Raw genomic sequence first — 25,751 nt, 5'->3', positions numbered from 1 at the left:
AAAAGCAATTCTGCGCAAGTAGAAAAGCAAGATGACGACGATGCATTCCTGACAGGGCGTTTCACAGCGAATACTGAGCGCGAGGATCACGAGCGAGCCACCCTTCGCACCGGACGGCAGGCTTTTCTTCGCAGGTCAACGCTAGCATTGTCCAGATCAAGGAAAGTACCGCCCTGACCAGAGAGTCTGCCGACGGTCCACCGTCACGTCAATTACACCACCCACCTTGATCCAAAACCTTTTCCACTGCTATCGTCCGCCGAGTTCATCCTCAGTTAGCGAGTGGTAATCCGACGCGATTTACGGAGGCGTATATGGCGGCTGATTGCCGGCCAGGTCCGGTTGCCGTATTGGGTGCGGGTGTGATGGGGACGGCCATCGCGACGACCGTGTTGGGCAGCGGACTGCCGGTCGTACTTCTCGATGTCGGACAGGCCGAGCTGGACCGGGCCGAGCGCACGATCGAAACCCAGCTGCGGCACGCCCGGATGATGGACGCGCTGCCTTCCGGGCGCACGCCGGGCCGGCTCGTGACCACCACGTCGCTGAGCGCGCTGGCCGGTGCGCGCGCAGTCGTCGAGGCCGTCGTCGAGCACCAGGCCACCAAGGTAGGGGTACTCGTCGATGCCGCCGGCGTCATCGACGCCGACACCCCCTTGATCTCCAACACCTCGGGCATCCCGATCGACGCGCTCGCCGATTCGCTGCCCAGGCCACAGCAGTTGATCGGCACACACTTCATGAACCCGGCATACCTCATCGACCTGGTCGAGGTGATCCGGGGCCCCCGCACGGACGAGGCCACGGTGACTGCCGTGACCGAGCTGCTGGCGGCGCTGAACCGCCGGGCCGTCGTGGTCCGCGACTCCCCCGGATTCGTCACCAGCAGGCTGTTGCACCCCATGCTCAACGACGCCGCGCGCCTGGTCGACGAGGACGTGGCTACGGCGCAGGACGTCGACAGGCTGATGGTGGGGTGTCTCGGGCACCGGACCGGGCCGCTGCGCACCGCCGACCTGATCGGTCTCGACAACCTCGTCGACTCGCTGGCGGCGCTGTACGAGCGCACCGGCGAACAACGCTACCGACCGTGCGAACAACTGCTGGCCAAGGTCCGCGACGGCGACCTGGGCCGGAAGTCGGGGCGCGGTTTCCACGACTACAGGGAGACACTCTCGTGACGACGCACCAGGGGCCGGGTACGGACTCGGCCATCGAGGAGACGTTGAAGTCGTACCTGGTGGACAGGCTCAAGACCGAAGTGACGTTCGACCAGGACCTGTTCGAGTCCGGCCTGGTGAGCTCGATGTTCGCGATGGAGCTGGTCGTCCACCTGGAGAAGACGTTCGAGGTGTCGATCGTGGGCAACGACTTGCGGCTGGCCAACTTCCGGTCCATCAGGTCGATGGCGGCGCTGGTGCGGGGGCTTCGAGACGGTGACGGCCGTGGTTGAACGCCTTGCCGGCGCCCGGACGCTGGTCGGTGAACTCGTCGGTGACCGGGCCGACGCCTGGGACCTGGCCGGCGAACTGCCACTCGCGGTGCTGCGCGAGCTGGGCGGCCTGGGGGCGCTGTGCGCACAGGTGCCCCCGGAGTACGGCGGGCTCGGCCTGAGCAGCCTGGACAACGGCGAACTCACCGCGCACACCGGCAGCCTGTGCAGTTCCGTGCGGAGCGTACAGACCTCGCAGGGGATGGCGGCCTGGACCATCGCCCGGTTAGGCACCGCCGAGCAGCGGCGTGCCTGTCTGACGGAGCTGACGAGCGGCGGCCTCGCGGCCATGGCCTTCAGCGAGCCGGACGCGGGCAGTGACCTGTCCGCCATCGAGACCCGTATCGAACCGGACGGCGACGAGGTCGTGGTGACCGGCCGGAAGGTCTGGGTCACGGCGGCCGCCTACGCCGATCTGATCGTGGTCGTCGGCCGGTTCGGGCCGGACGCGGCGGTGGTCGTCGTACCCGCCACCGCGCCGGGTGTGCATGTGGAGCGTGTCCCGGACCCGGTCGGCTGCCGGGCCGCCGGACACGCCGATGTCCGCCTCGACTCGGTCCGGCTGCCGGCCGGCGCTGTGCTGGGCGGCGGCGGGCAGGCACTGTCGATGGTCGTCACCACGGCGCTGACGTACGGACGGATGTCGGTGGCCTGGGGATGTGTCGGCATCCTGCGCGCCTGTCTGCGCGAGTCGACCGCGCACGCGAGGTCGCGCTCGCAGTTCGGCAGACCGCTCGCCGAGCACCAGTTGGTGGCCAGACGTCTCGCCGAACTCCTGGTCGCCGAACGGGTAGCGACCACGACCTGCGAGCACGCCAGCGGGTGCTGGGACTCGGGTGATCCCGACCTGGCCGTGCAGGCGGTGCTCGCCAAGCACGTCAGCTCGGGCAACGCGGCCCGGGGCGCGGCCTCGGCGGTGCAGATGCTGGCGTCCCGCGCCGCACAGGACGGCACCCCGGTGGCACGCGCGTACCGGGACGCCAAGCTCATGGAGATCATCGAGGGCACCACCGAGATCTGCCAGATCGTGCTGGCCCAGCACGCGATGGCCACCGCGGGGAGGAATCATGGCTGACCAGGCCGTACCGGTGAAGTGCCTTGTCTGGGACCTGGACAACACCCTGTGGCGGGGAACCCTCCTCGAAGGGGACGACGTCCGGCTGTCGGACGCGGTGCGCGAGGTGATCGTCATGCTCGACTCGCGCGGCATCCTCCAGTCGGTGGCCAGCAAGAACGACCACGACCCGGCCTGGCGGAAGCTGGAGCGGCTCGGTGTTGCCGAGTACTTCCTGCTGCCGGAGATCGGCTGGGGGCCGAAGTCCGAGTCGGTACGCAGGATCGCGGACGAGCTGCGTTTCGCGCACACGGCCGTCGCTTTCGTCGACGATCAGCCCGCCGAGCGCGCGGAGGTCGCCTTCCATCTGCCCGAGGTGCGCTGCTACTCCCACGAACAGGTGCTCGGCCTGCCCGGCCTGCCCGAGTTCACACCGGCCACGGTCACCGAGGACTCCCGTCAGCGGCGCCGTATGTACCAGGCCAACTTCCGCCGGACGGCCGAGCAGTCCGCCTTCACCGGCCCGGACGAGGACTTCCTGCGCTCGCTGGAACTGGTCATGCGGATCTCCGGCGCCGGTGCGGACGACCTGGCGAGGGTCGAGGAACTGACCCTGCGCACCAGCCAGATGAACGCGACCGGCGTGCACTACTCCGACACCGTGCTGCGCGAGCTGTGCGCCGACCCCGCGCACGACGTGCTGGTCATCAGCATGGCCGACCGGTTCGGTCCGCACGGTGCGGTGGGAGTGCTGCTGCTGGCTCGGAACGCCGGGTTCTGGCACCTCAAGCTGCTGGCCACGTCCTGCCGAGTGGTGTCGTTCGGCGCCGGCGCCGTGATCCTCAACTGGCTGATCGACCAGGCCTTCGAGGCGGGGGTGCACCTCGTCGCGGACTTCCGGCAGACCGAACGCAACCGGATGATGGAGATCGCCTACCGCTTCGCGGGATTCGCCACCGACCCGTGCGCGTGTACGTCCGCATACGGTATACCGCCGGACCCGGACGTACAGCGCCTGCACCTCGTACCTGACCACAGAAACGCACCGTCCACCATGCGGCTGGTGTCGGAGGGCCTGCCCACCTCCTGGACACCACGGCCACGCCACTCCCGCCGCGTATCCGAACGCAGAGACGAAGAGGACCACGTCGTGACCTCCACCCCCACGGACACCCTCTGAATCCGCCGCCGCGGCTATCGGCCGCGGCTATCGCGAGTACCTCGTGTCCAGCCATGCCTCGCTGCGGAACCGCCCTCGGGCCGGGTACGGAATGGCTTGCCTCCTGGAGGCGGGGTGACGGGCAGGCCGCCCGGCCGGGCCTTGGCCGAGCCGCTGCCGGATACCGCCAGGCGCGCCGTACCGGCCTTCGGCCAGGTCAGCTTCCTGGCCTGGTCGCGGCGCACCGCCTCGGCGGCCGAGCGGTCTGCCGCCTCGCTCTCCTTCACCAGGGCGGCAGTCCTACGGTCCATCTTCGGGGAGAGGGGTATGACCTCGTCCGCCCGCGGGGCCTCCAGCTCGGGTCTGCCGAGCCCATTGGCTTCTGACTCGAACGTGACCGGTGACAGCAGTCCCGGCACCAGCGACAAGCCGGCCACCGCGGCGACGCGCCCCGGCCGGCGGCCTGCCGGAAATTATGTCATCGGGGCTGACCTGCTGGTTCGGATCTGCCAGACCTCAGGAGCAGCGAGCCGTTCTGAGGCAGCGTGCCGGTCGTGGTGATACGGCTCATCTACCTACTCGCCGACCAGACCTTCCAATGGCTTGCCCTGCTCGCTCGTTCGGACGCTTCGAAGGACATGGAGATCTTGAGGCTCCGGCATCAACTCGCCGTCGCACGACGCACCCAGCCACGCCCCCGCTTCTCCTGGAGCGACAGGGCCGTCATGGCGGCACTGCTCCGGCTCGTCACCAAGCAGCGGCGATCACAACTGGCCTTGCTGGTCTCTCCGCGATCGGTCCTGCGCCGGCACGCACGACTCATCCCGGCATCACCCGACACCCGACCGGCCCCTGGATCACCCAGCAGGCACGGAATTACCTCGCTGGATCGGATCGTGTCGCCGTGAGGCCACCGACCGCATCCTGATCACGGGACAGAACCACCTCCGCCTCGTCGTCAACGAGTACGCGCAGCACTACAAAAGTCATCGGCCGTACCGATCCCTCGGACAACGACCACCAGACCAACTGACCGCCCCTGAACCGCAGCCCGCTCACAACCGCACAGCGGTTTCTCGGCACGATCGGCTCGGTGGCCTCCTCCGCGAATACAAGCAGGTCGCGTAGGGTGACACCGTTTCCGGCACCCAAAGGCTCACCGACGCCGGCCCACACCCCAACCCAGCCAAGGCCGCCGACGGCAAACGCCTCCACCGTCTCGAACCCGACCCCCAAACCGCGCCCATCGTGGTCCGCATCTTCACCGAGTACCTTCGCGGAACGGGCCTATACGCCATCGCCGAAGGCTTGACCCCCACTGAACGGATGCGCAGGTCCGAGTCCTCAGCGAGGCGCTCGGGACGTGGGAAGCGAATCCACATGTCAGCGGCCGTGGCCCGACTCTCCAGACGGTCGTCCAGCTGAAGCGCCGACCCATTCGCCGACCCATTCGGCAGGGTCGTTCGGATGCGATGGCAAAAATTAGCTGCCGATGCCGTGGAGGGCTCTCGACGTGGGCGCGGCTGCGGCCACGGCTTGTACGGGCCGGTATCCCCTACCACTCCTAACCGATTCCGAAAGTTCCGCCACCCCGGGCAGCGCACGGGCGGGGGCACCACTGACGGTGGTGGCCTGGGCTGGTTGCCGGCCGTACCTCCAACTGGCGCCCCTGGTTCCGGCACGCCGCGGCCGGCTGGTGGAGTACCCGGCCCCGGCTACGGCATCGTCACTTGCTGACGCGCGGGCCCGAGGCGAGGACAGCGATGTGATCGCCGAAGCAGCAGATCAGGTGCCCCTCTTCGCTGAGCGCCACCGCGCGGCAGGGGGCCATGAGGTGCACCACACCGGTCTGCCGGCGCGTCGTCAGGTCCCAGACTCGCACCGTCCCGTCACCGGAGCCGGTCACCGCGACGGGGCGGTCGTCCAGGGACGCGCAGGCGACGGCGGTCACCGGGCCAGTGTGGCCGGCCAGCGGCCCTCCGATGGGAGTTCTCGTGTCCAGGTCCCACACCCGCGCCGTCTGGTCATCCGAGCCGGTGACTGTGACCAGTCCACCGGCAAGCGCGGCGACGGCCAGCGCGCGCACTGCGCCCGGCCGGTCGTGGTCGCCGAGCGGGGACGTGCTCCCGGTGGCCGGATCCCACACCCGCAGCTCCCCGCAGGCGGAGGCGACGACGCCAACCGGCCGACCGTTCAGCGCCCCGCATGCCACGGCGCGCAGTGGGCCGTCGGACACGCTGACCGGCTCGCCGAACGGTTCCCCGGTCGCCAGATCCCACGCCCGCGCCGTTCCGTCCTCGGCCGCGCCGACCACGAGGGGCCGACCGTCCAGCGTCATGCACGCCACCGCCGTGACACCGCTCCCGCCCCGGGCTGTCCGGGTGGCGAGAGCCTGCCCGCTCGCCAGGTCCCAGACCCGCAGTGTGCCGTCATCCGAGCCGGTGACCGCGACCGAACGCCCGTCGAGCACCGTGCATGCGACCGCGACCACCGGGGCGATGTGCCCGGTCAGGGGCTTGCCCAGGGCCTGCCCTGTCGACGCGTCCCACATCCGAACGGTCTTGTCGCTGGCGCCGGTGACCGCCACAGGCCGGTCGCCCAGCCGGGTGGCCACGGCCACGGTGACTTCGCCGGTGTGGCCAGTGCGCCATGCACCGACCCGCTTCCCGGCGGTCAGCAGGTCCCAGACCCGCAGAGTCCGGTCGTCGGACGCCGTCACGGCGACGGGGCTGCCGTCGAGGACCAGGCAGGCCACCGCGTTCACGCCTCCGGTGTGTCCGGTCATCGGCTCCCCGGCGGACTCCCCGGTGGCCAGTTCCCAGGCCCGCACCGTCCCGTCGCTGGAGGCGGAGACGGCGACCGGCCGCCCGTCCAGCACCGCGCAGGTGATCGCGATCACCGCCCTGGTGTGCCCGAACATCGGCCCGTGGACCAACCGGCCGGTTCCCAGGTCCCATACCCGAAGCGTCCCGTCGCTGGAGGCGGTGACCAAGACCGGGCGACCGCCCAGCCGCGCGCAGGCCACCCCGTTCACCCAGGCCCCGTGCCCGGTCTGCATCGGGTCCAGGACCGGCTGGCTGGTCCCCAGGTCCCACACCCGCACCGTACGGTCACCTGAACAGGAGATCGCCACAGGGCGGCCGTCCAGCTCGGTGCAGGCGACCGCCGCGACTGTGCTGGTGTGCCCGGTCATCGGCTGCCCGATGGCCTTGCCTGTGGCCAGATCCCACACCCGTACCGTGCCGTCGTACGAGCCGGTGACGGCGACCGGGCGGCCGTCCAGCTTGGTACATGCCGCCGCGACCACGGGCGCAGTGTGTCCGGCCAGTGGCCCGCCGGCCGGCCTGCCCGTGTTCAGGTCCCACACGCGCACCGTCCGGTCGCCGGACCCGGTGACGGCGACCGGCCGCCCGTTCAGTTCGATGCACGCTACGGCGGTCACCGCCCCGGTGTGACCGGTCAACGGTTGCCCGACGGACCTGCCGGTGGCCAGCTCGTGCACCCGGACCGTGGTGTCGCCGTGTCCGGTGACGGCGACCGGATGACCGTCGACCAGTGCGAGTGCCATGGCACGCACCGGCCCGGCGGCGCACGCCAAGGTGTCGCGCAGCGTGGGGGAGAGCGTACCGCCCGACCCCCACAGGGGTTTCCACATGTGGTCCGCGGCACGGCCGTTGAGCGCCGCGAGGAAGGGCGAGACGTTGTACCGGGCCGCGTCCAGGGCGAGGATCTGGCGTCGTTCGTCGGTGCCGGTGCGGCGGTGGGTGCCGAAGGAGGTGCGGTAGATGGTGGCGGGGAGCTGGGCGGTCGGGGACCGGGCCATGGGTAGGTGGGGCATCAGCCCGGCCGGGTCGGCGTGCACCAGGTACTCGGGGTCGGTGACCAGTTCGTCGAGCAGCCCGCCGTGCGCGGCGTGCCCGGCCAGGTGGCGCCGGGTGTACGGGTGGGCGCGGCTCCAGTCGCGGGCGCCGTCAGGGCCGTAGGGGACCCGGGAGACCAGGGTGCGCGCGAACGCGGCGTGTACAGCGGCCGTTTCCACGCCCTCGCGCAGATGCTCGGCAAGCGCGCGGTGGTAGAGCCGGTAGGCGGAACGGCCGTCCTCGGTGACCTCGACCACGTAGGCCCCGGCGGCCTCGCGCAGCCACAGCAGGTCGTCGTCGACGCAGGGGCGCGCGGACACCGCCTCGGCCAGCGGTGCCCAGATGTCCTCCCAGGGCAGCCCGCGGCCCTCTGCGAAGGCCAGCGGGCGCAGCAGGTCGGTGGCGCGGGCTGCGTCCGCACCCAAGCGCTGCCGCAGGTCCCGGCGCATGGCCTCGCTGGGCAGCTTGGGCAGGCCGGCCCGCCAGGCAGGGTCGGCCGGGTCGGGCAGCGCGGGGTCGGCCGCCAGGGTGCCTGCGGAGATCCGGGCGACGAGGAACGACCGGCCGGCCGCCGCGGCGATCCCGCGGGCGACGGCCATCCGCAGTGGAGACGGGCAGTTCTCGTAGGGAGAGCGGGGGTGGGCCCTGATGAGGGTGCGGATCGTATACTCCAGCAGGGCGTCCGGGTCCGCGTACCGGTCGGCGTCGAGATCGACGACGTCGATCCGCCCGGTACGCTCCAGTTCAAGCCAGGGCAGCAGGTGCGGGCGGGTGCCCATCAGCAGCCGGACCCGGCCGCTGGCGTGTGTGATCAGGGGGCGCAGTACCTGGCTGCACAGGAGGATCGGGGTGGCTGCCTCGTCGAGGGCGTCGATCAGAACGGTGAACGGCCGATCGTTGCTGGACTTCCGGGGCCCGAGGGCCTCCAGGAACTCCCCCAGCGTGCCGGCCCGGACCCGGGCGCCCGCGGCCAGGCCCTGGAGCACTTGATCGTTGGTGAGGTTCTGGGCGTGGATGCTGACGTCGACGGCGTGCTGCGGCAGGGACTGCGGGTCCAAGGCCAAGCTGTCGAAAGGGACGGTGCGGCGCCGCTCGGGGTGGGTCAGGGCGGCGATCAGACCGAGGACGGCTGTCTTGCCCGAGCCTGGGTCCCCGGTGACGGCCAGCGCGGGCTGCGCGGGACTGTGGGCCACAAGCCAATCGGTGATCGTGCCGAGCGCCTCCCGGCGGCCGGCGAACAACCAGCCGGCGTGGTCGGGGGTGGCGCCTTGGGCTCCGGCCAGCAGCCGGGTGCGGAACTCGGTCTCCCGCCGCGCGGCGTGCTCCTCCCACTGGGCGGCCTGCTGAAGCTCCAGGTCAACCTCGGTACGGCGGAATTGGTGGCGGGGGTTGGCGAGGAAGGGCGGCACCTCGCCGGTCAGGCCGATTTGTGTGAGGCCGATGCGCTGGTGGGGAGGCCGGTCCGGGTGGTCGTTCATCCGCTGAACCACGGAGTCCAGCGCCAGGGTGCGCGGGCCGTAGCCGGCGGTGGCCAGGCTGGTCACGGCCTGTTCGAGTAGATGGGGGAATGCCCCGGTCTCGGCTTGTTCCTGGGGCTGGGTGGCGGAGATGACGATCAGACCGGAGCCGGTCTCCTCGCCCCACTGGTGGTTCATCCGGGCCAGGGCGGCGGCGGCTAGTTCGTTGCCGCCCCGGCCGGAGTAGCAGGTGTCCAAGAGCATGAGTAGGCGGCGCACATTGGTGCGGCGCAGTATCTTGCGGGCCAGGCGGCGGGTGGGCAGAGCGTCGTCGATGTCCTTGGGGTCAGTGTCCGCGGTGAGCAGGACGTGCTCACCGTCGTCGTCGAGGACTTCGCCGTGTCCCGCGATGTAGACGGCGACCAGGTCGTCGGGTCGGCGCTCCGCAGACATGCAGAACGCGCGCAGTCCAGTGGTGAGCTGATCGCTGGTCGGATCAAGTCCGAGATCGGTGACGTGACGGTAGCCGAGGCGATTGGTGAAGAGTTCGACAACGCGCCGGCGGGCGTCGGCCAGGTCGGGGCGGTCCCAGCCGAGATGGGTGGCCTTCGGGTACCGGGTGATTGCCGTTGCTATCAGGAAACGGCGGGGCGCCGAGCCGTCCTTAGCCGACACCGAGCCGTCCTTAGCCGGCACCGAGTCCTCCGGCGATGGCCGCGCCGGTGCGGGCGTCCGTCAGATAGGCGGTCGCGTCGTGAGCGTGAGCTCCGTTGTGAACCACCACGCCGGTCACTCGCGGGCCGAACGCCGGGCGCAGATCCTTGACCAGAGCCACGACATCGCCGTGGTCCACCACGTTCGTCCACGCCAAGTCCGCACCGCCCGGCCACCGGTGGACCGGGCCGGGGTCCGGCTCGAGCCGGTCGAGCACCATGCGCATCCCGAGCGGCGAGCCGAGGGTGACCAGCACCCGCACCGGATGGCCGGGCAGGGCACACAGCGCCTCATAGGCCACCACCGAGCCCAGCGAGTGTGCCACAACGACCCGGGTGTCGTCGCCGATGGCCGCATGCACCCGGCCCCGAGCCGCCTCGCGCAGCCCCGACTCGGTCAGGTAACGGCGGGTCTGCTTCAGGTCGAAGACCAAGGCCCGGAGTGCCAGGCCGGAGAAGAACCGCGACCGGGACAGGGCGCGCAATGCGGCCTGCACCGGCCGGGGAGTGCGCGCCAGGGTGTTGCCGCGCGGCGGCGCCACCCGATCGTCCACCGCCGCAGCAGCCTCCCACCAGGCGAGGAGTAGATCCTGCTCGAAGCCCTCGGCCACGTCGGCGGAGGTGTAGGGCGGGTCGCCCACCGCCAGAGGGCGCCCGGCCGGCCGGAACAGGTCGCCGTAGAAGCCCATGGCCAGATCCCCCTCCCCCAGCGGTGCGGCGCCGGCCTGCCGCAGGCCGTCCCGCAGCGCCGGTCGCCATTTGCTCAACAGGCTCTCTTCCCCCAGCACTTGTTGGCCCACCCCGTGTACCCCGACCACACGCGCCATGCCACCCTCGCGTCCACATCGCCCCACCGAGAACACTATAGGAGGGTGCCCCGGCGGCCCGTCTGCATCCGGCGACCGTAAGCGATGGGAAGGCGGGGGAGCACGCCCAGAAGCGGCAGCCTTGATCAAGGAGCGCCACGACACCCATGGCACGCCGTACTCCGCGATGGCCATCAGCGTGCCCGACGGAGCTTCGGCCCAGCAGTTCGCGAACATCCTCGCCAGGAACCCCTTTTTCGTTCCGTCGATTGAACTGGGTAAGGACGGACTGCGCTCAGATGCGGACGCCGTCCGCATCGGCACCATGCACCGCTTCAAGGGCCTTGAATTCCAGCGAGTCTTCCTGACGTCCGTCAGCGAGGGCCAGGTGCCCCACCAGCGCATCGAGCAGTACCCGCCCTCGAATCCGGACCGCTAGCGCCACGGAACTCCTCAGGGAGGATGGGCCGCCGTCCGGCTCATCGGGATCTTCCGCCGCCTGAACAGCACTCGCCCCTCGGAGCCCGCCAGGACCATCGCCTTCACCGCGGTTCTGCTTGGTCTTGCCGGAGACGAACTTGTCCCGGTCTCTGTGTCCGGCGGCCGGACCCGGATCTCGGTCCCGTCGACGATCCCAGTCCGCCCGCTGGCACCCAGGTGCTCGATGACCTCGACGAAGGTGCGCCTCACCAGTGCGGCCAGCAGCCGGTCGACGAAGACAAGCTTGCGCTTCACCCCGGCCCCTACAGCCCGCCGCCGCGGATGACCCGTGAGCCGAGCCTGATGCTGCTCGTGCCACAACGACCCCACCTCAGCGGCGAGTACAACGAGCCACCCAGGCGCCATGCCACGGCCAATCGTGCACGAGCTCGTTAGCGGGGCCCCGGTTGCTCCGAGCCGTCGATGTGCTCCTGCATCGAGTGGGCCTGCCGTTCAAGCCCTAGCTCAAGGTAAATCTCCAGCGCATCGGTCCAGATTTTCTTAGCAGAGTGCGCTCCCTGTATCTCTTCAGTGATTTCAGCGATGATCTCCAGGGTGTGCGCCTCTTCGTACCTCTGCTTCAGCTTCCGAGCGGCTTGCAAAGATTTGCGGTACGTTTTCAGCGCCGCCTCGCCCTGACCGAGTCGATAATAGACTGCCGCAGTTGCCGACAGGATACGCTGCCGTTGATGCTGATCATCGATTTCCTGAGCGATCTCGTGGGCACGCGCCAGGCGATCTTGCGCCGCAGCATATTGCCCCTGCCCTTGATACGCAATTCCGAGATTAACGAGCGAGTCCGCCTGTCCCGCCCGATCACATATGGCCTCGTAGTTCTCCAAGGCCATTCGGAAGTAACTCAAAGCCTGCGGCACATCATTTCCATCTCTACACACATTGCCAAGATTATTGTAGAGGATTGCAAGTTCTTGTCTGCCGCCTAATTTTTTAACAAGTGCGAGCGATCGCTCATAGTATTCCCGAGCCGTTTCTTGTTGCCCTTGCAGGGCATACACCTCACCGATATTATTGAGCGCCTTTATCTGTCCATTCATATTGTCACTGCCCTGATGTATTGCGAGTGCGGCGTGGAACTGGCGCGAAGCTTGCGGAAGATGGCCGAGGTGAGCCAAGGTGATCCCTTGATGGCTGAGGGCCTCTGCCTCTCCAGTCCGATTCCCCGCCCGCTTGTGCAGCGATAGCGCCTCTCGAAAGCGCTCCAACGCATCGGATAATCGTCCCGACACAAGGTCGACGATGCCGGTTTGCTCCAGTGCTTCGCCCTGGAGCCAGACATCGCCCGTCGCCTGACCATGCGCCAGTGCTTCTGTGGCATGTTGCAGGGCTTCTTGGTGGGCTCCTTGGGGGCGGAGCATAGCGGCACGCTCGATCAGAATCTGTGCGGTCACCGCGGGGACACCATGGGTGCGGGCATGGACCAGTGCCGTGCTATTGAGGCTGGCGGCAGCTTCCCACATGCCCCATACATGGAAGGCGCGATCCAGGACATGAGGAAAGTACATGGCGTGCTCCGGGTACTCTGCTGCCGCCAATTGTGCGGCCGCCAGTAGATTTCCGCGATTCAGATCGAACCAAGCTAATGCCGTTTCCGCACTGTCAAGTTCTGGTATGGCACTCGAATACCCAGAGGGGACTTCCAAGCGCCGACGTTGCGGATACGCCAACCTGTCGCTCTGATCAGCGGCGGCAAGATAGTGGTCAAGGATGCGTCGCACCGTCTCGCGTCGCTCGTACGTGGTGTCGTGGTGCTCGCTGGCTGTCCGTGCGATATCGCGGACCACGTCGTGCAGCCGGTATCGGTGCTTGATGGGTTCCTCGAGCAGGTGGGCACCGACGAGTTCGTCGACACTTCGGCGGGCTTGTGCGACGTCGACGCCGGCCAGGGCAGCTATCACATCGAGGGTGAGGTCAGGGCCGGGGTGGAGAGCAAGGGCGCGGAAGAGCCGTTGATCGGCTGCGCGGAGTTCGGCGTAGGAGAAATCAAATGCGGTCGCGATTCCGGATTGGGTGTCGATCTCGTCGAGCGGGCTGACCGATCGTGCCAGCCGTTCGGCGAGGTCTTGGGTGTCCCAAGCCTCCCGATGCAGGAAGCGGTTGGCGGCAAGACGGATGGCCAGGGGATATCGCTTGCAGAGGTTCACGACCTGCCGCACGGCTGACACGTCGGATGTGCGTTGGGCGCCGGCGATGCGGGTGAACATGCCCGAGGCTTCCGTGGTGTCGAGAACGTCGAGCGCAAGCGAGTGGACGCCTTCGAGGTCGGCCAGCCGGTAACGGCTCGTGACGAGGACCCGGCAAGTAGCCGTGCCGGGCAGCAAAGGACGGATCTGTGCGGCATCACGGGCATCGTCGAGAAGCAGCAGAACCGAGCGATGAGCGGTCCGCCCGCGCCATAGGGCCGCCCGCGCGTCGATCGCGGCGGGGAGTTCCTCCGAAGTCACGCCGATGGCCTGAAGCAGGATGGCGAGCGCATCGGCGGGGTCGACCGGTGGCTGTTCGTGGTGGGCTCGCAGGTGAACATGGAGGCGTCCGTCAGGATATTGAGCCCGCAGCCGGTGGGCGGCGTGAGTAATCAGCGCGGTCTTGCCCACGCCGGCCATTCCATGGACGACGGTGAGGGGCAACGCGGTCGTCTCCGAACGAGGCATCGACAGCAGTCCCGCCAGTTCGTGCTCGCGTCCGCTGAAGTCGCTGAGGTCCCGTGGCAGGTTGTCCGGCGGATGAGCGGACGCGGGGCGGTGCCGCTCAGGGCGGGGTCCCTGAAGGGCGACGTCCCGCGCCAGGATGCGCTGATGCAGCCTTTCCAGTTCCGGGCTGGGGTCGGCGCCCAGCACCTGGCTGAGACGCCGTCGTGCTTGCGTGTAGACGGCTAGCGCGTCTCCATGGCGGCCACATCGGTGGAGGGCAAGCATCAGATGCTGAGCGAAGGGTTCAGGGTCACGTTCGTGGGCAAGCAGGTCGTACAGCTCGGCCACAAGGTCGGCATGGCGCCCAAGATCTAGCTCCCAGGTGATGCGCTGCTCCCTGACCTGCCGCAGGTTTTCGGTCAATCGGCGTCTCGTGGCGGCCACCCAGCCTCCGGTGAATTCAGCCAGCGGTTCGGCGCGCCACAGGGACTCCGCCTTGTGCAACAAGGCAGCCGCACTCTCAATGTCCCCGTCAGCGGCCGCACTTCCGGCCTGGCGCCGCAGATCCCGAAAGCGCCGGAGGTCGACGCACTCGGACGGCACATGGAGGCTGTAGCTGCGAGCGCTGAAGTCAATGCGAGTCTGATCTCCGGTCGCAGTCCGCAGCCGGGACCGTAGGCGCGAAATGTTGCTCTGCAGGGTCGCCGTACCGCTGGGCGGCACGTCGGCCCATGCCCGCCTCATCAGAGTGTCGGCCGGGACGGGAGCTCCTTCCGCGCACAGCAGGGCAGCTAGAAGACACCGCTCTTTGACCGAACCGAGGTATTGCCGGGTACCGCCCACCCACAACTCCAGCGGGCCCAGTAATCGGAAATCCACCAGCGTCCCCTTCGCGCCGGTTGCTCCCTATGCTGCTTTGAAACCTCTCTTCGAGAGTGTGGCACGCACGTGACCGAAACGGCAGGGGGAGCGTTATCCGGCCGGGTGGGCCGGGCACATCGAGTTCGGGCACATGCCGCACTACCGCGGTCGACCGAGGCATCACCGGTCACAAGATCCGCTTACGCGTTGGAACAAACGAACGAATAGAGTGTGCGTGCTGAATGCACGCGTCTCGATGATGTGGGGGCTGCCTTGAGGGATGAAGACGCGGAGATGCCACACGAGGCGACTGGCCCCAACCGGCATACGAATACACTGTCAGGGGCGGTCCACGGACCCAGCGTGCAGGCGGCAACCATCCATGGGGACGTGTTCATCGGCGCCCATCCCACTCCCCGCTCCCACTCCGTGCCTCGCCAGCTTCCGCAGGCTCCGCGTCACTTCACCAACCGGACCGACAACCTCGCGGCTCTGAATCACCTGCGGGACCCCGCCGCCCCCTCCATGGCCGTTGTTACCGGACCCGCCGGCGTCGGCAAGACGTCACTAGCGCTGCGGTGGCTGCAGGAGCACCGTGACGACTGGCCCGATGGTCAGCTATACGTCGACTTACGCGGACATCTGTCTGAAGTTCCGATCAGCCCTAGCACGATTTTGCCGCAGTTCCTGCGGGCATTGGGTGTGCCTGTCGGGGAGATCCCGACCGATCTTGCCGAACAGACTGCTCTCTACCGCACCGTGATCGCCGATCAGCGCATCGCCGTGCTGTGCGACAACGCCCTGTCGGCCGCGCAAGTGCGTCCGCTGAGACCGGCGTCCGAGGCCTCCGTTTGCCTGGTGACCAGCCGATGGCATCTGAGCTCCTTGCTTCTGGACGGAGCCGCACTCGTGCCCCTCGGCCCGTTAGATACCGACTCCGCAATCGAACTGCTCGGCCAGATTGCCGGACAGGAGAGAATCGCGGCAGACCGCGTGGCCGCGCGGAGCATGGTGACCGCCAGCGGCTGCTTCCCCCTCTCAGTGGCCGTGGGCGGAGCACTGTTGCTTACCCGTCCCGAGTGGACCCTGGCCTCAGTCGCCACGCAGCTGACCGCCCGTCACACCGCAGACCTCGACGGAGAGGTTTCCATGAGCGCCAGCCTCGACCAGTCCTATGCCGCGCTCTCCGAGGCGGCCGCGCGTCTGTACCGTCGTCTGAGCCTTCACCCAGGTGCCGTGTTCAGCAAGCACATCGCCCAGGCAGTGGCCGCGACACCACCAGCTGTCGACAACACGGAAGACTGCCTGGCTGCTCTTGTCGATGCGAATTTACTCACCGCCCCCGATCCGGAACGCTTCCGCTTTCACGATGTCATCCACCAGCATGCCCGGGATCGTGCCGAGAGCGATGAGACCGGGGAGCAGCGACACGAGTCCGTCGAGCGCATCATCGATGCCTATCTGACCTGGGCAAATGCGGCAGATCGCGTTCTTTATCCACAGAGACGACGTCCTCCGGCAGAATACGCGCATGCCTCCAGTGCACGCACCGAGTTCGCCAATGCCGCTACCGCGCTTGCCTGGTTCGACCTCGAACGCGAAAACCTACTCGCTGTTCAGCGCCTGGCGGTAGAATCCGGCCTTGATGGGGCAACTTGGCAGCTGGCCGACGCGATGTGGGCCCTGTTCATCTACCTCCGTTACCGTGATGACTGGATCTCCGTCCATGAACTCGGCGTCGCCGGGGCGGCCCAATGCGGCCATCGACTCGCGGAGTCCCGAATGCACACCGGACTCGGCATCGCATTAAGGGACGCGGGCCGGCTTCGGGACGCGCTGCGCGCCTTCACTGCGGCACTCGCCCTGCGCCGTGAGATCGCCGACCGCCGCGGCGAAGGTCTTGTACTGCACAATATCGGTATCACACACCGGCGAATGGGTGACTGGGACACGGCCCGATCCGTCCTGAAGACGGCGTTATCGATCCGCGAGGAATCCAATGACATCCGTGGAGTGGCCCGAGTCCACGGCACGCTGGGTGAGGTGGAAAGCCTGACCGGCAATCATGAGACGGCCTTAGCCCACCTGACGCGGGCGCGAGCGGCGCTCACCCATACACAAGACCCGTACGAGGCCCTGACGGAACGGCTGCTCGGCGAAGCGCACCTGCGCTCTGGCAATCTCCATGCCGCACTCACCCACCTCACCGCGGCCCTGGAAGCACTGCGACACACCGGAGAAGTGTTCGAAACAGGCGCGATCCACGAAGCGTTCGGCGAGCTCGCCGAATGCGAGCACGACACGGTTTCGGCCCGGAGCCACTACGCCCGAGCCGAAGCCATCTATACCCGTCTCAGTGCCGGACGCGATGCTCACCGAATCGCAAACCGTCTCCGTAACCTCGACTCGGCAACCGGCGAATAAGTCCTCGCGTTCCCCCTACCGCCATGTCCCCACCCGAGTCCGGACCGCATACACGCGGCGCAGAGCAGCAAGCTCGCTCTCACTCAGGAACCCATCGGCTGCAGAGCTCGCACCGACCTTCCAGCCAGCGAATATCACCGCCGACTCCAACGCCTCCACCGGCTCCCCGGACGCCAGCCATCCGTGCAGGAAGGCGGCGAGCAACGCGTCCCCCGCACCGTCGGTGCTGCACACCGGCCGCGGCGCCGCCGCCAAGATCTCGACGAATCTGCCGTCGCGCAGGCCCATCACGCATCCCTGGTCGCCCCGACCCACCACGGCTATACAGCACCCCGGGTACCTGCGGAGCACGTCTGCGACCCACTCCCGCGGGGAACAGGTAAGTCCCTCATGACTTCGGAAGATGACGTCGGCACACTCGAGCCACGGTTGCCTGCTGAGCCCATCGCAGTCCCGGCACGCGTGCAGGTCTGTAGCGATCGGCAGCTTCAGCAAGTCCTTCGCCACCTTCAAGAAGGGTTTCCCGAACGGATTACTGGCGATCACGGCCAGATCGGCGCCCAAGGCCTGCTCGATGAACCGTTCCATCGGATAGTTGACGGGCCCGCCGGTCCATCCGCTTCGCGCCACCTGCCCGTCTGGCTCGACAAGGATCACAGTCTTGGCCGACTCCGGCACCGTGACGACACCACGCCCCTCCAGGCCGGCACGCTTTAGTGTCCCCCTGATCACCTGACCAGCGTCGTCCGACCCAACGGTGGTGCACAGCCGGGGAGTGTCTCCCAGACGTAAGACCGCGCTTGCCACGTTGTACGCACCGCCCACCACGGCACACCGCATCCAAGGTGCCTGCTGGTAAGCACTGAAATCCACCGGAAACTGCTCGACAGGCATGATCATCGATAATCGAGTCACACCCACAGTAACTATCTGCGCCATTACTACCTTTGTCCCCCTTGTTGATCTCATCAGACGCGGATCACGGACTCCGAGAACGCCAGGCAAGGCCCAGCATGAGCCGGTCCGTCTCGTTAGAGAGTGAGGGACGAGACTGGACAGAACACTTGCAAAGTGCATGCAGAATCCCACATGCGGGCGGATGCGATCATCAAGTGCGTCCACGCATGGGAGGGGTCCAAGGGTGAGGGATAGCCGGCGACCCCGCCCGAAAAAGAGCCCCCTCGTCCTGTTCGCGACAAGGGGGCCGATTTCTGCATCATCCACAAGGCAAGCCGTTGCGACTCATATCATGAAGCGCAGGATGTCCATCATGATTGGAACGGCGTATGCGACAGTCAACGTCATCACCAAAATCGCTTGGAACACCTTGTACGGCCGGGGCATGTCTCTCCTGGCAAAATCAATGATACTGGAATGCGGCGGTGATCTTCTGAGGAGAATCTAGCATCCGACCGGCACTTCTCCGCACACACCAGCCCCGCTCTACCGGGGGTCTGACGTGCCGCCACCCATTCAGCATTTGCTCGCCATCGCGCCACCCCGGTGCCGACCATCTTAACCAGCATCGGCTGGGTGCCCGTCGGACAGGCCCCGGGAAATGTAAAATGCTGGCCGAGATGAGACTCGACCAGCACTCTCATGGAACCCATGGGCTACCCGCACGTGTCCGAGGGGGGACTTGAACCCCCACGCCCGATAAAGGGCACTAGCACCTCAAGCTAGCGCGTCTGCCATTCCGCCACCCGGACCAGGTGTGCTCCGCGGCTCGGCCGCGGCGACACGGACCACGATACCAAGGTTTCGGAGTGCGTTTCACCTGCGTATGCCGGGCGCCCGCCCCCGCGCCGACCTGGAGGGACGCGGGGGTGGGCACGGAGGGTGGTCAGTCCGGCATCAGGTGGTAGTCGGGGAAGTTGCCGGGGAGGCGTTCGGGGTCCGGGCCCTCGGTGACGGCGCGGACCAGGAGGTCTCCGCCGACGAAGGCGCCGCGCCAGGAGGCGCCGAAGCCGCCGAAGAGCTCGTCGCGGTCGCCGCGGGAGCGGGGCTTGCCGTGGCCGGTCTTGAAGGCGCGGATCTGGGGGGCCAGGCGGTCATAGGTGTCGGGGTCGTCGCAGGAGAGGGTGGCGACGAGGGCGCCGTTGCTGGCGTTCATGGCGGCGAGCAGTTCGGCCTCGGTGTCGACCAGGACGAGGGTGTCGACCGGGCCGAAGGGCTCGGCGTGGTGGAGCGGGGAGGTCGAGGGCGGATTGAGGAGGGTGACGGGGGCCGCGTAGGCGGAGAGGTCCTGGCCGGGGAGGAAGTGGCCGTGGGCGAGGTCGCCGCGGTGCAGCGGGACGGCGCCGCGGTCGATGGCCTCGGACACCTGGTCGGCGAGCTCCTTGGCCTTGGCCGCGTTGATCAGCGGGCCGAAGTCCAGGTCGGGGAGGGGGTCCGAGGGGTTCTCCACCGCGAGGGGGTGACCCACGCGGATGGAGCGCGCCGCCGGGAGGTAGACGGAGAGGAAGTCGTCGAAGGACGAGCGCTGGACGACGAAGCGCGGATAGGCGGTGCAGCGCTGCTTGCCGTAGTCGAAGGTCTTGCGGATCAGCGGGGCGAGGGCGTCCCAGTCGGTGAAGTTCCAGATGCCCCAGGCATTGAGGCCCTCCTGCTCCAGGATGTGGCGCTTGCCGAGGTCGGCGACGGCGGTGGCGACCCGGGCGCCGGTGTCGCGGCCGCCGACGAAGGAGACGCAGCCGATCTCGGGCGAGCGGACGAGGGCCTCGGAGAGCTCGCCGCCGCTGCCGCTGAGGAGGGTGATCGGGATGCCCTCGCGGGCGGCGAGTGCGCAGGCGAGGGTGAGGCAGGCCAGCCCGCCGTCGGTGGGCGTCTTGGCGATGACGGCGTTGCCGGCCAGCGCCTGGACGAGCATGGCGTGGGCGAGGACGCTCATCGGGTAGTTCCAGCTGGCGATGTTGGAGACCGGGCCGGGCAGCGGGGTGCGGCCCTCGGCCATGCGGTCGATCTCGTCGACGTACCAGCGGACGCCGTCGATGGCCCGGTCCACATCGGCCTGGGCCAGCCGCCAGGGCTTGCCGATCTCCCAGACGAGGAGGAGGGCGAGGAGTTCGCGGTGTTCGGTGAGCGCGTCGAGGGTGGCGGCGACCCGTGCCCGGCGCTCCGGGAGGGCGATGTGGCGCCAGCGGCGGTGCTGGTCGAGGGAGGCGCGTACGGCCTGGTGGGCGGTGGTGGCGTCCAGCCGTGGCGGGCCCGCGATGGGGGTGCCGTCCACGGGGGTGGTGGCGGGGAGGGCCCGGCCGTCGCGGTGCCAGGTGCCGTCCCAGAGGTTGAGGACTCGGTCGTCCTGGAACGCCTCGGGGGCGACGGCCAGGCAGCGCTGCCAGGCGTCGCCCCAGGCGGTTCCGGGCTTGAGGGTGAGGGTGGGTGCCATCGGTGATCTCCGCTCTCGTTGCACAGGCGGGGCGGGATGTGGCGGCCGTACGGCGGGGACGCCCGTACGGCATGGGTGTGCGTATGGGAGGAAGGTAGTGGCACGGAGTGCCACAGTGACCCGGTCGCGAATCGGGTATGGCTCAGATCACGCGGATCGGGTATGGCTCACATCACGCGGGGTTGCCGGGTGTTTCGGCCAGAAGGGCCAATACCAGCCCGGCGGTCTCCGTGGGGGTCGCTCCCACGCTCACGCCCGCCGCCTCCAGCGCCGCCTTCTTCGCCGCCGCGGTGCCCGAGGAGCCGGAGACGATGGCGCCCGCGTGGCCCATGGTCCTGCCCTCGGGGGCGGTGAAGCCCGCGATGTAGCCGACGACCGGCTTGGTGACGCGGTCGGCGATGTACCGCGCGGCCCGCTCCTCGGCGTCGCCGCCGATCTCTCCGATCATCACGATCAGGTCGGTGTCGGGGTCGTCCTCGAAGGCGGCCAGGGCGTCGATATGAGTGGTGCCGATGACCGGGTCGCCGCCGATGCCCACACAGGTGGAGAAGCCGATGCCGCGCAGCTCGTACATGAGTTGGTAGGTGAGGGTGCCGGACTTGGACACCAGCCCGATCCGGCCCGGCTTGGTGATGTCGGCGGGGATGATCCCGGCGTTGGACTGGCCCGGGGAGATCAGCCCGGGGCAGTTCGGGCCGATGACCCTGGTGGCGCGGGCTCGGGCGTACGCCTGGAAGGCGACCGCGTCATGGACCGGGATGCCCTCGGTGATGACGACGGCGAGCGGGATCCGGGCGTCGGCGGCCTCGGTGACGGCGGCCTTGGCGTGGGGCGGCGGGACGAAGAGGACGCTCACATCGGCGCCGGTGGTGTCCATGGCCTCGCGTACGGAGCCGAAGACGGGCACCGTACGGCCGTCGATGTCGACCCGGGTCCCGGCCTTGCGCGGATTGACACCGCCGACGACGTCGGTGCCCGCGGCGAGCATCCGCCGGGTGTGCTTCATGCCTTCCGCGCCGGTCATGCCCTGGACGATGACCTTGCTGTCCTTGGTGAGGAAGATGGCCATGCGAGGAGCCCCCTTATGCGGCTGACGTATCGGACGACGCGGCGGATGTATCGGCCGCGGCGGACGCAGCGGACACCGCGAGTTCGGCGGCGCGCGCGGCCGCCCCGTCCATGGTGTCGGCCTGGTGGACGAGTGGATGAGCCAATTGGCCAAGGATGGCCCGGCCACGTGCGGCGTTGTTGCCGTCGAGCCGGACCACGAGCGGTTTGGTGAGGGTCACTGTGTCCAGGGCGCGCACGATGCCGTCGGCCACCGCGTCACAGGCGGTGATGCCGCCGAAGACGTTGACCAGGACGGAGCGCACATCCGGGTCGTCGAGGACGAGGCCGAGACCGTCGGCCATCACCTGGGCGGAGGCGCCGCCGCCGATGTCGAGGAAGTCGGCGGGGCGGGCGCCGCAGCCCGCGACGACGTCCAGCGTGGACATCACCAGGCCCGCGCCGTTGCCGATGACGCCCACCTGGCCGTCCAGCTTCACATAGCCGAGCCCGGCGGCCGCGGCCCGGGTCTCCAGCGGGTCCCGGGCGCGGTCGTCGGCGGCGTCCCATGACGGCTGTGACGGCTGCCGGAAGCGGGCGTTGTCGTCCAGGGTGACCTTTCCGTCCAGGGCCACGATCGCGCCGCTACGGGTCACCACCAGCGGGTTGACCTCGACGAGGAGGGCGTCGTGCGCGGTCAGGACGGTCCACAGCCGGCGGATGGTCTCGGTCGTCTCGCGCGGCAGTCCCCCGGCGACGGCGATCTCGGCGGCCTTCGCCTCGGTCACCCCCTCGGCCGGGTCGACGGCGATCCGGGCCACCGCCTCGGGGCGGCGCGCCGCGACCTCCTCGATCTCCATACCGCCCTCGGCGGAGGCGATGGCCAGGAAGCGGCCCGCGGCCCGGTCCAGGGTGAAGCCGAGGTACATCTCCCGTGCCACCTCGACGGGTTCGGCCACCATCACCCGGTGGACGGTGTGGCCCTTGATGTCCATGCCGAGGATCCGGCGTGCGGTCAGCTCGGCCGCGGCCGGGTCGTCGGCGAGCTTCACCCCGCCCGCCTTGCCCCGGCCTCCGGTCTTCACCTGGGCCTTGATGACGACGCGGCCGCCGAGCCGTTCGGCGGCCGCGCGGGCGGCTTCGGCCGTGTCCACGACCTCCGCTCTCGGCACCAAGACGCCGTTGTCATGAAGGAGTTCCCGTGCCTGATGTTCGTACAGGTCCATGTGTCAGCTCCCTGATGGCCCGTCAACAGTGCTTGATCCAGCACTGGTTCGAACGAGTGGCGCACGCCCCCTGGACATCGCTCGGCCGATGGTGGGATAACAAAGTTCATACCGCATAACGTCGACTGTATGCAATCTACCCGCGAGGCAGCACCGAACCCCTACGAAGGGACGCGATTCGCCATGCCCGACGACAGCCAGGAACTCATCTCCGGCGGGCACTTGGTCGCCAAAGCACTCAAGGCAGAAGGCGTCGAGGTCATCTACACCCTCTGCGGCGGCCACATCATCGACATCTACGACGGCTGCGTCGACGAGGGCATCGATGTCATCGACGTACGCCATGAACAGGTCGCCGCCCACGCCGCCGACGGCTACGCCCGGATCACCGGCAAGCCCGGCTGCGCCGTCGTCACCGCCGGCCCCGGCACCACCGACGCGGTCACCGGTGTCGCCAACGCCTTCCGCGCCGAGTCACCCATGCTGCTCATCGGCGGCCAGGGCGCCCACAACCAGCACAAGATGGGCTCCCTCCAAGACCTTCCGCACGTGGACATGATGGCGCCGATCACCAAGTTCGCCGCCACCGTCCCGGACACCGCCCGCGCCGCCGACATGGTCTCCATGGCCTTCCGCGAGTGCTTCCACGGCGCCCCCGGCCCCTCCTTCCTGGAGATCCCGCGCGATGTGCTGGACGCCAAGGTGCCGGTGGACAAGGCCCGCGTCCCGCAGGCCGGGCACTACCGTGCCTCCACCCGCAACGCCGGCGACCCCGAATCCGTCCAGAAGCTGGCCGATCTGCTGGTCCAGGCCGAGAAGCCGGCGATCCTGCTGGGCAGTCAGGTGTGGACCACCCGCGCCACCGGTGCGGCCACCGAGCTGGTGCGCACCCTGAACGTGCCCGCGTACATGAACGGCGCGGGGCGCGGCACCCTGCCGCCCGGCGATCCGCACCACTTCCAGCTCTCCCGCCGCTACGCGTTCTCCAATGCCGACCTCATCGTCATCGTCGGCACACCCTTCGACTTCCGGATGGGCTACGGCAAGCGGCTCTCCCCCGATGCCACCGTGGTCCAGATCGACCTCGACTACCGCACGGTCGGCAAGAACCGGGACGTCGACCTCGGCATCGTGGGCGACGCGGGGCTGATCCTCTCCGCCGTCACCCAGGCCGCCTCCGGCCGCATCAACGGGGGAGCGGCCAAGCGCAAGGAGTGGCTGGACGAGCTGCGCGCCGCCGAGCAGGCGGCGATCGAGAAGCGGCTGCCCAACCTCCGGTCCGACGCCTCCCCCATCCACCCCTACCGCCTGGTCAGCGAGATCAACGACTTCCTCACCGAGGACTCGATCTACATCGGTGACGGCGGCGACATCGTCACCTTCTCCGGCCAGGTGGTCCAGCCCAAGTCGCCGGGCCACTGGATGGACCCGGGCCCGCTGGGGACGCTCGGCGTCGGGGTGCCGTTCGTGATGGCCGCCAAGCAGGCCCGCCCGGACAAGGAGGTGGTGGCACTCTTCGGCGACGGCGCGTTCTCCCTGACCGGCTGGGACTTCGAGACGCTGGTCCGCTTCGACCTGCCGTTCGTCGGCATCGTCGGCAACAACTCCTCGATGAACCAGATCCGTTACGGCCAGAAGGCCAAGTACGGCGAGGAACGCGAGCGGGTCGGCAACACCCTCGGCGATGTGCCCTACGACCAGTTCGCGCGGATGCTCGGCGGCCACGGCGAGGAGGTCCGCGACCCGGCGGACATCGGCCCGGCGCTGCGCCGCGCCCGGGAGTCCGGCAAGCCGTCGCTGATCAACGTCTGGGTGGACCCGGACGCGTACGCCCCCGGAACCATGAACCAGACCATGTACAAGTAGGGAGGCGCCACCATGTCCCAGGCTCTCGAGGCCAATCAGGCTCTGTCGGGCATTCGCGTCCTCGACATGACGCATGTGCAGTCCGGTCCCTCCGCCACCCAGTTGCTCGCCTGGCTCGGCGCGGATGTGATCAAGCTGGAGAACGTCACCGGCGACATCACCCGCAAGCAGCTGCGCGACCTCCCGGACGTGGACTCGCTCTACTTCACGATGCTCAACTGCAACAAGCGGAGCATCACCCTGAACACCAAGAGCGAGCGCGGCAAGGAGCTCCTGACCGAGCTGATCCGCCGCAGCGACGTCCTGGTGGAGAACTTCGGTCCGGGCGCGGTGGACCGCATGGGGTTCTCCTGGGAGCGCATCCAGGAGATCAACCCCCGGCTGGTCTACGCCTCGATCAAGGGGTTCGGCGACGGCCCGTACACCAAGTTCAAGGCGTACGAGGTGGTCGCGCAGGCCATGGGCGGGTCGATGTCCACGACCGGCTTCGAGGACGGTCCGCCGCTGGCCACCGGTGCCCAGATCGGCGACTCCGGCACCGGGGTGCACTGTGTGGCGGGCATCCTCGCCGCGCTCTACCAGCGCACCCACACCGGGCGCGGTCAGCGGGTCAACGTGGCGATGCAGCACGCGGTGCTCAACCTGTGCCGGGTGAAGCTGCGCGACCAGCAGCGGCTGACGCACGGGCCGCTCGCGGAGTATCCCAACGCGGAAAACACGTCTGAGGCCGACGAGGTGCCGCGCAGTGGCAACGCCAGCGGTGGCGGCCAGCCCGGCTGGGCGGTCAAGTGCGCGCCCGGCGGGCCCAACGACTACGTCTACGTCATCGTGCAGCCGGTCGGCTGGGAGCCGATCACCCGGCTGATCGGCCGCCCCGAGCTGGCCGATGACCCGGAGTGGGCCTCGCCCGAGGCGCGGCTGCCGAAGCTGGCCAAGATGTTCCAGCTGATCGAGGAGTGGTCCAGCACGCTGCCGAAGTGGGAGGTGCTGGAGCAGCTCAACGCCCACAACATCCCGTGTGGGCCGATCCTGTCCACCAAGGAGATCGTCGAGGACGCGTCGCTCGCGGCCAACGAGATGATCGTCGAGGTCGACCACCCCGAGCGCGGCGCCTTCACCACGGTCGGCTCCCCGCTGAAGCTCTCCGACTCCCCGGTCCGGGTCGAGCGCTCCCCGCTGCTGGGTGAGCACAACGAAGAGGTGTACGTCGGGGAGCTGGGGCTCGGCGACGAGGAAGTGCGGCTGCTCAAAACGGACGGAGTGATCTGAC

General features: G+C 68.5%; 17 protein-coding genes and 1 tRNA gene. 8 read left to right on the top strand and 10 right to left on the bottom strand.

What is annotated here, in order from left to right; translation table 11 throughout:
- Positions 1-314 precede the first annotated feature (314 nt).
- From J2Z30_RS10995 to J2Z30_RS10980, 4 genes are read left to right on the top strand one after another with little or no spacing between them, the layout of a single operon-like run.
- Complete coding sequence (locus J2Z30_RS10995) at positions 315-1,181, top strand: 3-hydroxyacyl-CoA dehydrogenase family protein (RefSeq protein WP_044568901.1); 867 nt, start codon at positions 315-317, stop codon at positions 1,179-1,181.
- Positions 1,178-1,453: an acyl carrier protein gene (locus J2Z30_RS10990; protein ID WP_044568903.1), complete on the top strand. Its 276-nt coding sequence runs from the start codon at positions 1,178-1,180 to the stop codon at positions 1,451-1,453. The genes J2Z30_RS10995 and J2Z30_RS10990 overlap by 4 nt, the downstream gene beginning before the upstream one ends.
- On the top strand, positions 1,446-2,567 hold the full coding sequence (locus J2Z30_RS10985; RefSeq protein ID WP_044581207.1) for an acyl-CoA dehydrogenase family protein: 1,122 nt from the start codon (positions 1,446-1,448) through the stop codon (positions 2,565-2,567). The genes J2Z30_RS10990 and J2Z30_RS10985 overlap by 8 nt, the downstream gene beginning before the upstream one ends.
- The gene (locus tag J2Z30_RS10980) at positions 2,560-3,726 is read left to right on the top strand and encodes an HAD-IIIC family phosphatase (protein ID WP_078956553.1); all 1,167 of its coding nucleotides are present in this window, start codon (positions 2,560-2,562) and stop codon (positions 3,724-3,726) included. Before J2Z30_RS10985 ends, J2Z30_RS10980 begins: the two co-directional genes overlap by 8 nt.
- A gap of 14 nt (positions 3,727-3,740) precedes the next feature.
- On the opposite strand, the gene J2Z30_RS10975 is transcribed toward J2Z30_RS10980, so the two are convergent.
- The 3 genes from J2Z30_RS10975 to J2Z30_RS10965 all read right to left on the bottom strand — a co-directional run bounded on the left by J2Z30_RS10975 (position 3,741) and on the right by J2Z30_RS10965 (position 10,562).
- The gene (locus J2Z30_RS10975) at positions 3,741-4,133 is read right to left on the bottom strand and encodes a hypothetical protein (RefSeq protein WP_209468640.1); all 393 of its coding nucleotides are present in this window, start codon (positions 4,131-4,133) and stop codon (positions 3,741-3,743) included.
- 1,298 nt (positions 4,134-5,431) lie between these two features.
- Complete coding sequence (locus tag J2Z30_RS10970) at positions 5,432-9,697, bottom strand: caspase family protein (RefSeq protein ID WP_209468639.1); 4,266 nt, start codon at positions 9,695-9,697, stop codon at positions 5,432-5,434.
- A gap of 10 nt (positions 9,698-9,707) precedes the next feature.
- On the bottom strand, positions 9,708-10,562 hold the full coding sequence (locus J2Z30_RS10965; protein ID WP_209468638.1) for a lipase family protein: 855 nt from the start codon (positions 10,560-10,562) through the stop codon (positions 9,708-9,710).
- Positions 10,563-10,683: 121 nt separating this feature from the next.
- Between J2Z30_RS10965 and J2Z30_RS10960 the strand changes: the two genes are divergently transcribed.
- Complete coding sequence (locus J2Z30_RS10960) at positions 10,684-10,980, top strand: 3'-5' exonuclease (protein ID WP_044568905.1); 297 nt, start codon at positions 10,684-10,686, stop codon at positions 10,978-10,980.
- A 14-nt stretch (positions 10,981-10,994) separates the two neighbouring features.
- On the opposite strand, the gene J2Z30_RS49460 is transcribed toward J2Z30_RS10960, so the two are convergent.
- Both J2Z30_RS49460 and J2Z30_RS10950 read right to left on the bottom strand, forming a co-directional pair.
- Positions 10,995-11,276: a hypothetical protein gene (locus J2Z30_RS49460; RefSeq protein ID WP_245387855.1), complete on the bottom strand. Its 282-nt coding sequence runs from the start codon at positions 11,274-11,276 to the stop codon at positions 10,995-10,997.
- Positions 11,277-11,413: 137 nt separating this feature from the next.
- Positions 11,414-14,512, bottom strand: a complete 3,099-nt coding sequence (locus J2Z30_RS10950) for an AfsR/SARP family transcriptional regulator (RefSeq protein ID WP_372453266.1) — start codon at positions 14,510-14,512, stop codon at positions 11,414-11,416.
- Between the two features lie 381 nt (positions 14,513-14,893).
- On the opposite strand from J2Z30_RS10950, the gene J2Z30_RS51320 reads away from it, so the two are divergent.
- The gene (locus tag J2Z30_RS51320) at positions 14,894-16,954 is read left to right on the top strand and encodes a tetratricopeptide repeat protein (RefSeq protein ID WP_052701297.1); all 2,061 of its coding nucleotides are present in this window, start codon (positions 14,894-14,896) and stop codon (positions 16,952-16,954) included.
- Between the two features lie 15 nt (positions 16,955-16,969).
- On the opposite strand, the gene J2Z30_RS10940 is transcribed toward J2Z30_RS51320, so the two are convergent.
- The 5 genes from J2Z30_RS10940 to sucC form a co-directional block, all read right to left on the bottom strand.
- Positions 16,970-17,893 (bottom strand): carbohydrate kinase family protein, encoded by a 924-nt coding sequence (locus tag J2Z30_RS10940; protein ID WP_044568914.1) that lies wholly within the window; start codon positions 17,891-17,893, stop codon positions 16,970-16,972.
- A gap of 685 nt (positions 17,894-18,578) precedes the next feature.
- Positions 18,579-18,663, bottom strand: a tRNA-Leu gene (locus J2Z30_RS10935).
- A 134-nt stretch (positions 18,664-18,797) separates the two neighbouring features.
- Positions 18,798-20,342 (bottom strand): aldehyde dehydrogenase family protein, encoded by a 1,545-nt coding sequence (locus tag J2Z30_RS10930; protein ID WP_044568915.1) that lies wholly within the window; start codon positions 20,340-20,342, stop codon positions 18,798-18,800.
- 172 nt (positions 20,343-20,514) lie between these two features.
- Complete coding sequence (gene sucD, locus J2Z30_RS10925) at positions 20,515-21,411, bottom strand: succinate--CoA ligase subunit alpha (protein WP_044568916.1); 897 nt, start codon at positions 21,409-21,411, stop codon at positions 20,515-20,517.
- A 13-nt stretch (positions 21,412-21,424) separates the two neighbouring features.
- Positions 21,425-22,615 (bottom strand): ADP-forming succinate--CoA ligase subunit beta, encoded by a 1,191-nt coding sequence (gene sucC, locus J2Z30_RS10920; protein ID WP_044568917.1) that lies wholly within the window; start codon positions 22,613-22,615, stop codon positions 21,425-21,427.
- A 183-nt stretch (positions 22,616-22,798) separates the two neighbouring features.
- Between sucC and J2Z30_RS10915 the strand changes: the two genes are divergently transcribed.
- Together J2Z30_RS10915 and frc are read left to right on the top strand one after the other, a co-directional pair.
- Positions 22,799-24,481: a thiamine pyrophosphate-binding protein gene (locus J2Z30_RS10915; protein ID WP_044568918.1), complete on the top strand. Its 1,683-nt coding sequence runs from the start codon at positions 22,799-22,801 to the stop codon at positions 24,479-24,481.
- A gap of 12 nt (positions 24,482-24,493) precedes the next feature.
- Complete coding sequence (gene frc / locus J2Z30_RS10910; RefSeq protein ID WP_044568919.1) at positions 24,494-25,750, top strand: formyl-CoA transferase; 1,257 nt, start codon at positions 24,494-24,496, stop codon at positions 25,748-25,750.
- The last annotated feature ends 1 nt before the right edge of the window (position 25,751 follow it).

The sequence above is a fragment of the Streptomyces iranensis genome, from assembly GCF_017874715.1.
GTDB classification, from domain to species: Bacteria; Actinomycetota; Actinomycetes; order Streptomycetales; family Streptomycetaceae; genus Streptomyces; species Streptomyces iranensis.
The sequence above is the reverse complement of the archived record's forward strand: the minus strand, read 5'-3'. Positions and strand labels throughout refer to the sequence as shown.